Raw genomic sequence first — 12,972 nt, 5'->3', positions numbered from 1 at the left:
GGGCTTGAGTGTGGGGCATTATCTCAAAACTATCCAAATATAGATTTTATAAGTGTTGGACCTAATTTAAAAGATGTCCATACACCTAGTGAGATTTTAGAGATAGACTCTACTGAGAGAGTTTATGATTATGTTGTTGAGCTAATAAAATCACTATATTAATTTATTAAGGTGTTACAGACTTTATAGTTTGTAACATCTTTTTTTTATGGGGAAAAATCTTCCCTACTAATAAATTAAATTTTTTATAATATTCTAAAATAGATTTTAAAAATAAAATATAGATAGTCTTAAATAAAAATAGCTACAATAAAAAAGAAATAAAAAGTATAATTATAAAATAATATTAGTAGAGAATTTTAAATTAAAAAATTAATCTTTATAGAATGTAAAAATTAATTTTAATAATTAATATTTAATATCTAAAAACAATTAAAAAAATCTTTACTATTATATACATATATATATAACATAAAATTAAAATAGATATAACTCAAATAAATATCAAAAGAAAAAAAGTGGGGAAAAATCTTCCCCACAAATCCAAGACAAATTATAAAACTTCTCTACCCTCAAGAGCCTTTGCAATAGTAGCATTATCAGCATACTCAATATTACCACCCATAGGGATACCACTAGCAAGTTTTGAAACAGTTACCCCAAAAGGTTTTAAAAGTTTTGTAAGGTATAAAACAGTAGTTTCCCCCTCTAAGTCAGAGCTTAAGGCGAATATTATCTCCTTTATATCCTCATTAGTAACCCTCTCAAGAAGAGATTTAATATTAAGTTTATCAGGTGTAACACCGTCAAGAGGGGCTATCTTACCATTTAAAATATGATAAACTCCATTGTATTTACCAGTTTTTTCCAAGTTCATAATATCCTTAGAGTCCTCAACCACACATATAGTCTGGTGATCTCTCATCATATTATCACAGATATCACAGGTATCAGTTTCACAAAAGTTCCCACAAACCTTACATTTTTTTACAAGAGATTTAGAGTCTTGTAGAGCTTTTATAAAATTATTAACCTCTTTTTCATCGGAGTTTATAATGTGAAAAGCAAGTCTTGTGGCAGATTTTCTCCCTATCCCAGGAAGTTTGTTAAATTCATCTATTAATATTTCTAAATGTTTTGCACTCATTCCTATCCTTTCCTTTATTTTTTATAATATATTTTATTTTATAATAGAAAGATATTTTTTGCAACAAAACTTTAACTAACCCTATGATTATAGTAAATTATTGAAAAAAACTGAATTTTATGATAAGATAAAAAGGAAAATAAGGAAAATACCAAGAAATATTTTAGGAGGTAAAAATGGGATTTTTTGATAGACTTTTTGGGAGAAAGAAAAAACAAGAGGAGATAGAAGAGGAAAAGGAAGTCCTTGAAGAAAAAGAAGAGATAAAAGAGGAAGAGCCTCAAGAGATAGAAGAAATTAAACTTGAAAAAGAGTTTGAAGAGGCTGAAAATCTAGTTGAAGAGATAAAAGAAGAGAAAGAAGAAAAATTAGAAGAAGAGATTTTAGAAGGGGCAAAAGAGTTAGAAGAATCAAAGGAACTAGAGCCTAAACCACAAGAAAAAGATATAAAAGAAGTGGTTCAAATATCTGAAAATGTTATAGAAGAAAAAGAAGAAAAAAATTCTTTAGAAAAAAAAGGAAATGAAGAAGTAGAGTCGAAAATTATAATTGAAGAGACTGTTACAGAGGAAAAATCTCCAGAGATTGAAGAAGTAGAAGATAGAGAAGAAAAAGAGGAAAAGAAAGAGGAGAAAAAAGGTTTCTTTGCAAGTTTAAAAGAAAAATTATTTAGAACAAGAGAAGGTTTATTCCAAAAGATAAAAAATATATTCACAGGAAGAACAACTATTGATGAAGAGTTATATGAAGAGCTTGAAGAAATTTTAATACAATCAGATATCGGGTTCGATATGACAATGAAGATAACAACTGAATTAGAAAAAGAGGTTGGAAAAAGAGGGATTACAAATCCAGAGGATATTTACGAAGTATTAAAAGAGGTAATGAGTAAATTCTTAATAACTGAGGGTAATAAACTTGATATAGTTGATGGTGAATTAAATGTTGTCTTAGTAGTAGGGGTAAACGGAGTAGGAAAAACTACAACAATAGGAAAATTAGCTAAAAAGTACAAGGCTGAAGGTAAAAAAGTTATAGTTGGTGCAGCTGATACATTTAGAGCAGCAGCTATTGAGCAACTTGAAGAGTGGGGACAAAGAGCTGATGTAGAAATTGTTAAAAAGGAGCAAGGAAGTGATCCGGGAGCAGTAGTCTTTGACGCAATTCAAGTGGCACAGGACAAAAAAGCAGATATATTAATAATTGATACAGCTGGAAGATTACACAACAAAAGCAACCTTATGAAAGAGTTAGAAAAGATAAATAATATAATCTTAAAAAAATTAGGACATAGCAGATATGAATCTATCCTAGTTATTGACGGAACTACTGGACAAAATGGACTTACTCAAGCTAAAATATTTAATGAGGCCACAAAGTTAACAGGGTTTATAGTTACAAAACTTGACGGTACAGCTAAGGGAGGAATAGTATTTAGCATATCGGAAGAGATCAAAAAGCCTATTAAATATATTGGTGTTGGGGAAAAGATAGAGGATTTAAGAGAGTTCAATGCAAAAGATTATATCGATGCAATCTTTGATTAAAATATTTTTATAATACACAAGAATATCTTTTTCATACACTGCAAGATAAGTTGTCAAAAAAGCAAAAAAAATCTTGTAAATAATTGGAAAATTTGTTAATATATATGTGAAAGAATTTACAATGTGTTTAATACTGTTTAACAGTGGAAAATAGACATTTAAAGTTATCAATGAAGTCTTAAGGAGGAATAAAAGTGAGTTTTTTAGGAAAAGTAAGAAAAAAAGCTTTACAAGCTTATAGTAGAATAGTTTTACCTGAAGCTACTGATGAAAGAGTTTTAAGAGCAACAGCAGAAATATTAAAAGAGAGATTAGCTCGTCCTGTATTAATAGGTAATGCAGAGAGAATAGCTTTAGACGCTAAAGCATATGAGATCTCTTTAGAAGGAGCAAAAATAGTTGATCCAGAAAAATTTGAAAGAATGGATGAATATGCTCACAAATTTGCTGAAATGAGAGCAAAAAAAGGAATGACTTTTGAAAAAGCAAAAGAAATCTTAACAACAGACGTAAACTTCTTAGGAGCTATGCTTGTTAAAATGGGAGATGCTGATGGAATGGTATCAGGATCTTTATCACCAACAGCTAACGTATTAAGAGCTGGAATTCAAGTTATTGGAACTAAACCAGGAGTAAAAACAGTTTCTTCTGTATTCGTAATGGAATTAACTCAAAAACAAGATTTATTTGGAAATATATTATTATTCGGAGATTGTTCAGTAATTCCTAAACCAACTTCTGAGCAAATCGCAGATATCGCTACTTCAGCAGCTGAAACAGCTGAAACAATAGCAGGTATCAACCCAAGAGTAGCATTATTAACATTCTCAACTAAAGGATCAGCTAACCACGAATGTGTTGACTTAGTTAAAACAGCTGGAGCTATCTTAAGAGAAAGAAAAGTTGGATTCAGATTTGACGACGAATTACAAGCTGACGCAGCTATCGTAAAATCAGTTGGAGAAGTAAAAGCTCCATTATCTGACGTTTCAGGAAATGCAAACGTATTAATATTCCCAACATTATCAGCTGGAAATATCGGATACAAATTAGTTCAAAGATTAGCTGGGGCTAACGCTTACGGACCAATCATTCAAGGACTAGCTTCACCTATCAACGACTTATCAAGAGGATGTTCAGCAGAGGATATCGTAGTTCTTACAGCTGTAACTTCAGCTCAAGCTTGTGCTATGTGTGGAGTAGAATAATAATAAATTAAAGATTTAAAAATATTATTGAGGAGTGTATTAATGAAAGTATTAGTTATAAATTGTGGGAGTTCATCTTTAAAATATCAATTATTAAATCCTGAAAGTGGAGAAGTTTTTGCAAAAGGATTATGCGAAAGAATAGGAATTGAAGGATCAAGAATGGAATATGAAGTTCCAGCTAAAGATTTCGAAAAAGAATTCTTAAGCCCAATGCCTACTCATAAAGAAGCATTAACATTACTTATAAATACTTTAACTGACAAAGAGATCGGTGTAGTTGCTTCTGTTGACGAAGTAGACGCTATCGGACACAGAGTAGTACACGGAGGAGAAGAATTTGCTAAATCAGTTCTTTTAACTCCAGAAGTATTAAAAGGAATCGAAGCAAACAATGAGTTAGCACCTCTTCACAACCCAGCAAACTTAATGGGAATTGAAACTTGTATGGAATTAATGCCTGGTAAACCAAACGTTGGAGTATTTGACACAGCATTCCACCAAACAATGCCAGCAAAAGCATTTATGTATGCTTTACCATATGAGGATTACACAGAATTAAAAGTTAGAAAATATGGATTCCACGGAACATCTCACAAATTTGTTTCTGAAGAATGTCTAAAAGCTTTAGGAAATCCTGAGCATTCAAAAATAATTGTTTGCCACTTAGGAAACGGAGCTTCAATATCTGCTGTTAAAGATGGAAAATGTATTGATACATCAATGGGACTTACTCCATTACAAGGTGTAATGATGGGAACTAGATGTGGAGATATCGATCCAGCAGCTGTATTATTCATCAAAGGAAAAAGAAACCTTTCTGATAAAGAAATGGATGCAAGATTAAACAAACAATCAGGAATTTTAGGAGTATTCGGAAAATCTTCTGACTGCAGAGACATGGAAAATGGAGTTGCTGAAGGAGATAAGAGAGCAATACTTGCTGAAGAAATGTTCATATATAAAATAAAAGCTTATGTAGGAAACTACGCAGCACAATTAGGTGGATTAGACGCTATCTGCTTCACAGGAGGAATCGGAGAGAATGCCGCTAATATAAGAGCAGGAGTTGTTGAAGGATTAGAATTTATGGGAATTAAAATGAACCATGAAGTTAACGGAGTTAGAAAGAAAGGAACTGTTGACTTATCAGCAGCTGACTCTAAAGTTAAAATCTTTAAAATCCAAACTAATGAAGAACTAGCAATAGCTAGAGATACTTTCGAAATAGTATCTAAATAATTAACGCCAAAAAAACAAAATAGATAAACTTAACAAAAAGTCAAGGGAGGAAACAAAATGGCAAAAAAAATGCAAACTATGGACGGTAACCAAGCTGCAGCATATGCATCATACGCGTTTACAGAAGTAGCTGGAATTTACCCTATCACTCCATCATCACCAATGGCAGAATATACTGACGAATGGGCAGCAAAAGGAATGAAAAACATTTTTGATGTACCAGTTAAATTAGTTGAAATGCAATCAGAAGCAGGAGCTGCTGGAACAGTTCACGGATCTTTAATAGCAGGGGCTTTAACAACAACTTATACAGCTTCTCAAGGGTTATTATTAAAAATACCTAATATGTATAAAATAGCAGGAGAATTATTACCTGGTGTTATACACGTATCTGCAAGAGCATTATCTACTCATGCATTATCAATCTTCGGAGACCACCAAGATATATATGCAGCAAGACAAACTGGATTTGCAATGTTATGTACTAACTCTGTTCAAGAAGTTATGGACTTAGCAGGGGTTGCTCACTTATCAGCAATCAAATCTAGCATACCATTTATGCATTTCTTTGATGGATTCAGAACTTCTCACGAAATTCAAAAAGTTGAAGTTATGGATTATGAAGTATTCAAAAACTTAATAGATATGGACGCAGTAGAAAAATTCAGAAAAAGAGCTTTAAACCCTGAGTTCCCAGTAACTAAAGGTTCTGCTCAAAACGACGACATCTACTTCCAAGGAAGAGAAGCTCAAAACAAATTCTACGATGCAGTTCCAGATGTAGTTAACCACTACATGGGAGAAATCTCTAAAGTAACTGGAAGAGACTACAAACCATTTAACTATGTAGGACACCCAGAAGCTGAAAGAGTAATCGTTGCAATGGGATCTGTTTGTGAATCAGCAGAAGAAGTTGTAGATTACTTAGTAGCACAAGGAGAAAAAGTAGGTTTAGTAAAAGTTCACTTATACAGACCATTCTCTTCTAAATACTTCTTTGATGTATTCCCTAAATCAGCTAAAAAAGTTGCTGTTTTAGACAGAACTAAAGAATCAGGATCAATAGGAGAACCATTATACCTTGATGTAAGAGCATTATTCTACGGAATGGAAAACGCTCCAGTAATCGTAGGTGGAAGATATGGACTTTCTTCTAAAGATACTACTCCAGCTCAAATATTCGCAGTATATGACGAATTAACAAAAGCTGAACCTAAAAATGGATTTACAATCGGTATCGAAGATGACGTAACATTCACTTCATTACCAGCTACAAACCATACAGTTGTTTCTCAACCAGGACTAAAAGGATGTCTATTCTTCGGATTAGGATCTGACGGTACAGTTGGAGCAAACAAAAACTCAATAAAAATCATTGGAGACAAAACAGACTTATATGCACAAGCATACTTCGCATATGACTCTAAAAAATCAGGAGGAGTTACTAGATCTCACTTAAGATTCGGTAAACAACCAATCAAATCTACATATCTATTAAACGCTCCTTCATTTGTTGCATGTTCAGTACCAGCTTACGTTGGACAATATGACATGATCAACAACTTAAAACAAGGTGGAACTTTCTTATTAAACTGTGTATGGACAGAAGAAGAGTTATTACACCACATTCCTAACGATTTCAAAAAATTATTAGCTGAAAAAGAAGCTAAATTCTATATAATCAACGCAACTAAACTTGCTAAAGAAATCGGATTAGGAAACAGAACTAACACAATAATGCAATCTGCATTCTTCAAGTTAGCTGACATCATTCCATTCGAAGAAGCTCAACAATACATGAAAGATTACGCTAAAAAATCTTACGCTAAAAAAGGTGACGACATAGTTAAATTAAACTGGGACGCTATCGACGTTGGTGCTGATGGATTAGTTGAAATCAAAGTTGACCCAGCTTGGAAAGATCTTCCAGTAGAAGAAACTAAAGCTTGTTCAGAAGAGTGTTGTTCATCTTGTGGATGTGGATGCGAAGATAAAACTAAAGCATATGCTGAAAATATCTCTTATCCAGTTAACCACGTAAGAGGATATGACTTACCAGTTTCTGCTTTCAATGGATATGAAGACGGAACAATGGAAAACGGATTAGCTGCTTACGAAAAAAGAGGAGTTGCAGTAGCAGTTCCTGAGTGGAAAATGGCTAACTGTATCCAATGTGGACAATGTGCTTATGTATGTCCTCACGCTGCAATCAGACCATTCTTATTAGATGAAGCTGAAGTTGCAAACGCTCCAGAAGGATTAGAATTAGCTAACCCAATCGGAAAAGGATTCGATGGATTAAAATATAGAATGCAAGTATCAGTAATGGATTGTACTGGATGTGGATCTTGTGCTGACGTATGTCCTGCTAAAGAAAAAGCTCTAGTAATGGTACCTATCGATACTGCTAAAGAAAACAAAGAAGATGTATACGCTGAGTACTTATATAGCAAAGTAACTTATAAAGATCAATTAATGGCTAAGAACACAGTTAAAGGTTCTCAATTCGCTCAACCATTATTTGAATTCAACGGAGCTTGCCCAGGATGTGGAGAAACTCCTTACTTAAAAGCTATAACTCAATTATTTGGAGAAAACATGATGGTAGCTAACGCAACTGGATGTTCTTCAATTTACTCTGGATCATCTCCTTCAACTCCATACTGTAAAAACGCTGAAGGACACGGACCATCTTGGGGATCTTCATTATTCGAAGACAACGCTGAGTATGGAATGGGAATGCACGTTGCAGTTGAAGCTTTAAGAGACAGAATCCAAACTGAAATGGAAAAAGGAATGGATCAAGTTGGTGAAGAAGTAGCTGCTCTATTCAAAAAATGGATAGAAAACAGAAACTCTTCTAAAGTAACTAGAGAAGTTAAAGATCAATTAGTTCCAGCATTAGAAGCTTGTGGATGTCAAGTAGCTAAAGAAATCTTAAACTTAAAACAATACCTAGTTAAAAAATCTCAATGGATAATCGGTGGAGACGGATGGGCTTACGATATCGGTTATGGAGGATTAGACCACGTATTAGCAACTAACGAAGACGTTAACGTAATCGTTCTAGATACAGAAGTTTACTCTAACACTGGAGGACAAGCATCTAAATCAACTCCAACAGGAGCAATTGCAAAATTCGCTGCTGCAGGTAAAGCATTCAAGAAAAAAGATCTAGCTGCAATCGCAATGTCTTATGGACATATCTATGTTGCACAAGTATCTATGGGAGCTAACCAACAACAATACTTAAAAGCTATTGCTGAAGCTGAAGCTCACCAAGGACCATCTTTAATCATTGCTTACTCTCCATGTATCAACCACGGAATCAGAAAAGGAATGAACAAATCTCAATTAGAGATGAAACTTGCTACTGAATGTGGATACTGGCCAATATTCAGATACAACCCAGCTTTAGAAGCTGAAGGTAAAAACCCATTAGTAATCGACTGTAAAGAACCTAACTGGGATAAATATGAAGAGTACTTATTAGGAGAAGTAAGATATGCTACTCTTAAAAAAGCAAATCCAGCTCAAGCAGATGAATTATTCAGAAAAAATAAAGCAGATGCTCAAAGAAGATGGAAACAATATCAAAGAATGTTAACTATGGACTTCTCTAAATAAGAGTTAGACTTTAGTCAAACATCTACAAAAAGATAGTAATAATTTTTGGGATCGATTTTATATCGGTCCCAATTTATTTCCCGAAAGGAGTAAAAATGTTTACAAGAACAAGAAGATTAAGACAGAGTGCAACACTAAGAGAAATGGTAAAAAATGTAAGTATCAGTTTAGATCAATTAATATATCCAATTTTTATAGAGGAAGGGGAAAATATAAAAGAAGAAATCCCTTCTATGCCTAATCAATACAGATATTCTATTGATATGTTAAAAGATGAGCTTGAATCTTTAAGAGATTTAGGGATAAAATCACTTTTAATATTTGGAATACCTAAGAAAAAAGATGAGGTAGGTAGTGAGGCCTATAATGATAAGGGAATAGTTCAAGAGGGAGTAAGATATATAAAGGCAAACTTCCCAGAATTTTTAGTTATAACAGATGTTTGCATGTGTGAATATACTTCTCACGGACACTGTGGTATTTTAAATGGCTGTGATGTAAATAATGATGTGACTTTAGAATATCTTTCAAAGATAGCAGTATCTCATGTAAAAGCAGGTGCAGATATAGTGGCTCCTTCTGATATGATGGATGGAAGAATTTATGCTATAAGAAAAGCCCTTGATGAAAATGGATATATAAACACTCCAATAATGGCATACAGTGTTAAATATGCTTCTAGCTACTATGGACCATTTAGAGATGCAGCAGACTCAGCTCCAAGCTTTGGAGATAGAAAAACATATCAAATGGATTTTAGAAATTCAAAGGATTATTTAAGAGAGGTTGAGGCAGATATTGAAGAAGGAGCAGACTTTATAATGGTAAAACCAGCTCTTCCATATCTTGATGTAATAAAAACAGTTTCTGACTCTATATCTTTACCAACTGTTGCTTATAATGTAAGTGGTGAGTATTCTATGGTTAAGGCTGGAAGTCTAAACGGTTGGATAGATGAAAAAAGAGTTGTTATGGAAAATATGTATGCTATAAGAAGAGCAGGTGCAGATATAATAATAACTTATCACGCTAAAGATATTGCTACTTGGGTAAAAAATGGAGAGATAAAACTATAATGGATATAAATAATTTTGTCGTTATAGGTATATCTCACTTGGAATATGATACAGTTAAGAGGGAGAGATTTATCTCTAAAAAACCAGAAAAATTTATAAAATCCCTAAAAGAAAATGGAGCTATAAAGGGATATGTAAATCTTATGACTTGTTTGCGTATTGAGTTTTATTTGGATTTGGGAGAAAATAATCTAGAGGATTTGGTAGAATCAAAAGATTTTAAAGATTTTTTTATTGATGAAAAGATATTTATAAAAAAAGGTCAAGAGGCTGTGGAGTATCTTTATAAGGTTGGTTGTGGATTTTACTCTATAATAAAGGGTGAGGATCAGATACTAGCTCAAATAAAAAAAGCCTATCAGACTGCCTTAGATGAAAAGATAACCACAGGATTTTTAAATGTTATCTTCAATAAGGGGATAGAGCTTGGGAAAAAGTTTAGGACAGAGAGCCAAATCTCTCACAATGCCCTATCACTAGAGGCCATATCTTTAAAATTTATAAAGGATACTATAAATATTCTGGAGAATAAAAGGGTTTTAATCCTTGGGATTGGAGATTTAGCTCAAAGTATTCTTCATCTTTTGGTAAAAGAGAATGTAAAAAATATAACTATAACAAATAGAACAGAGCATAAGGCCCTTGAGATAAAAAATATTTATAAAGATGTAGATGTCATAGGGTTTGACAACAAAAATCAAACTGTGGCTAACTCGGATATTATAATAAGTGCTACCTCAGCTCCTCACTTGGTTCTAAAGAAAAGCGAGTTGGAGGATATTTTATCAAAGGAGAAAAAATATATATTTTTAGACTTGGCAGTTCCTAGGGATATAGATGAAAAATTAGGAGAGTTTGAAAATATTAGCCTTTTTAATTTAGATGATGTTTGGGAAGTTTATAATAAAAATGTTAAAAATAGAGAGGATATTTTAGTAAAATATGAGTTTCTAATTTTTAAACAGATAGAAAATTTAAATAAATGGTTTTATTGGAAAAATAAAATGGAGATATAAGTTTTTACTTAATATCTCCATTTTTTTAAGGATTATTTTAGGCTTTTTACTTTAATATAGTAAATTTTAAAAATTATTTATTAGAAGCAGATTTTAAAACTATTTCAAATAATTTTTAATTTTCTTTTATTGTTTAAAAATTTTATAAATAGAAAGTTATTTATTGGACAAAAGTTAGTATAGATTTAAATAAATTATATTACTCTATCTTATCTTTAAATTTAAATATCCAAAGTTGGCTATCTCTTTCTTTTTCACTATTTTGAGTAATTCTTGCTTTTGTCTTTTTAGCCACTTTATCCTTATAATAAAACTCTCTTTTATCTTCGTTATAAGTATAATCTTCAAAATTAGAATTACTATATTCACTATCTTCTATCCTAGTTTCAATTCCAAAATCATTATCATTTACAATAGCTACTGTTTTTTTATCAGGTAATAAAGTTATCCCTTCAGCCTTTTCTAAATCCCAGCCGTATTCTCTTAGATCTATAAGTAGTTTTTTCTCAACAGGTTTTAAATCTTTAACCTTTCCATATTCAAGATCCCCATTATCCTCTATTTTACTCGCCCCATTTATATCAATCATATATATTCTATTTTCCATTTTATCATTTTGTTTTCCCTGCTCAATAACTAAGAATTTTCCCTCTCCTATTGAGGTAATATCTCCAATTTTAGCCTTAGAGAAATCTTTATAACCATTATCAACAGGGTAAGCATACATAGTTGACTCTTTTGTATTTGGATTAAATTTTACAATTCTTGTATATTTAGCAGTTTTTTTAGTTTCATTCTCTACATCAAGAGGACTTTGGATAATTGCGAAAACATCTCCATTTTCATCAACAGTTATCCCTTCAAACCCTCTATTAGGCACTCTATATTTTAAAATATTTGGAAGTCCCTCTTTAGGAGAGTATTTTTCCAATATCTTTCCACTTCTATCAACCTTCATTATAAAAGGACCATACTCATCACAGATCCAGAAGTTCCCCTCTTTATCAATAGCTATCCCCTCTGTGTCCAATCCATAAATATCATTGTTTATCTTAGACATATCAAGGTTAAATCCCACCTCATTTATAGCTCCAACTAGGTTTTCCGGTATTATTCTACCAGAGATTTTATCACCATATTGAGTTTTTAAATCTATTTTATCTTTTATTATAGCCCCATTTCTATCTATTTTTATAAGGGCTATACTTGGATTAAATTTAGGTGTGGGGAAGAATTTTCCCTTTAACTCTTTACCCTTTTTTATATATTTTGGGAGATCTGTATTTGGACCTCTATCACTTATCCCATAAAATTCAAGAGAACCATTGTTACTAATATCTTTAAAAGCTAGTCCAGATCCATAACCTGGAGTTATACCTGTTAAAAATTCTCTCTCCTCTCCACTATATACGATTTTATAATCTCCTGGATTTACTATATATTTTTCTACTTTAACCTCGTTAGCATAGACTAAAGAACTTATTATCATACTAAGAATAATTATTTTTTTCATATTCTATCACCTCTTTTATGATAATAGCATTTCAAAGTAAAAATTATATTTATATAATGTAAAAAAAATGTAAAAAATAAATTGCTGATTATAACTCATTTAAATACAAGCAGAAATTTTAATGGGGAAGAATCTTCCCCATAAGGAAAAGGTAAAAAACTTTATTTTAAAAAGTATAATAAAAGGTAATGTTAAATTTATAAATAGAATAAAAACTAATAAAATTATTAATAAATTTATAAAAAGATAAAGTAGGGAAAAATCTTCCCCATAAAAAACTAAAACTATAAAGAAATAGTAAAGTAGAAATTAATAAAAAGATTATTATATAAAACTTTATTAAAATTATAAAAAAATAGTAGGAAAAAATTTTCTCCATAAATAGAAGAAATAAAAATTTAATAAAGTATCTAAAATAATAAAATACTATAACCTCTTTAAAAATAAGGTATAAAAAAGTAGGGAAAAATCTTCCCCACAAATAATAAAATAAAAATAGCACGATAAAAATCGTGCCATTTTCCTATTTAGTATGTTTTTTCTTTAGTTTTTCAAGTAACTCTTTGTTAACTTCGATGTCCTCATCATATAATCTA

The 12,972-nt window shown here is 31.7% G+C and carries 8 protein-coding genes and 1 pseudogene; 7 read left to right on the top strand and 2 right to left on the bottom strand.

Annotated features, from left to right (window positions below):
- Positions 1-162, top strand: a pseudogene (locus Q1J48_RS07085) (aminoacyl-histidine dipeptidase); the annotation flags it as partial.
- 391 nt (positions 163-553) lie between these two features.
- Here the strand turns inward: Q1J48_RS07085 and recR are convergent.
- Entirely contained in the window at positions 554-1,147 is a 594-nt protein-coding gene (recR, locus tag Q1J48_RS07080; protein WP_300328746.1) for a recombination mediator RecR, read from the bottom strand.
- Between the two features lie 542 nt (positions 1,148-1,689).
- Between recR and ftsY the strand changes: the two genes are divergently transcribed.
- The 6 genes from ftsY (at position 1,690) to hemA (ending at position 10,863) form a co-directional block, all read left to right on the top strand.
- Positions 1,690-2,694, top strand: a complete 1,005-nt coding sequence (ftsY, locus tag Q1J48_RS07075; protein ID WP_300328770.1) for a signal recognition particle-docking protein FtsY — start codon at positions 1,690-1,692, stop codon at positions 2,692-2,694.
- Between the two features lie 194 nt (positions 2,695-2,888).
- Entirely contained in the window at positions 2,889-3,902 is a 1,014-nt protein-coding gene (gene pta / locus Q1J48_RS07070) for a phosphate acetyltransferase (protein ID WP_300328749.1), read from the top strand.
- Between the two features lie 42 nt (positions 3,903-3,944).
- Entirely contained in the window at positions 3,945-5,144 is a 1,200-nt protein-coding gene (locus Q1J48_RS07065) for an acetate/propionate family kinase (RefSeq protein ID WP_300362248.1), read from the top strand.
- A gap of 57 nt (positions 5,145-5,201) precedes the next feature.
- Positions 5,202-8,771 carry a pyruvate:ferredoxin (flavodoxin) oxidoreductase gene (nifJ, locus tag Q1J48_RS07060; protein WP_300362245.1) on the top strand — a complete coding sequence of 1,190 codons (3,570 nt, stop codon included), beginning with the start codon at positions 5,202-5,204 and terminating at the stop codon, positions 8,769-8,771.
- A gap of 95 nt (positions 8,772-8,866) precedes the next feature.
- Positions 8,867-9,847, top strand: coding sequence for a porphobilinogen synthase (gene hemB / locus Q1J48_RS07055; RefSeq protein ID WP_300328758.1), 981 nt, complete (start codon positions 8,867-8,869; stop codon positions 9,845-9,847).
- A complete protein-coding gene (gene hemA, locus Q1J48_RS07050; protein ID WP_300328773.1) occupies positions 9,844-10,863 on the top strand; it encodes a glutamyl-tRNA reductase in 1,020 nt (339 codons plus the stop codon). The genes hemB and hemA overlap by 4 nt, the downstream gene beginning before the upstream one ends.
- Before the next feature lie 199 nt (positions 10,864-11,062).
- On the opposite strand, the gene Q1J48_RS07045 is transcribed toward hemA, so the two are convergent.
- Complete coding sequence (locus Q1J48_RS07045) at positions 11,063-12,376, bottom strand: esterase-like activity of phytase family protein (protein WP_300362242.1); 1,314 nt, start codon at positions 12,374-12,376, stop codon at positions 11,063-11,065.
- Positions 12,377-12,972 lie beyond the last annotated feature (596 nt).

The sequence above is a fragment of the Fusobacterium sp. genome, assembly GCF_029258315.1.
GTDB lineage: Bacteria > Fusobacteriota > Fusobacteriia > Fusobacteriales > Fusobacteriaceae > Fusobacterium_B.
Note: the sequence above shows the minus strand (reverse complement) of the source record. Positions and strands in the feature narration are given on the sequence as shown.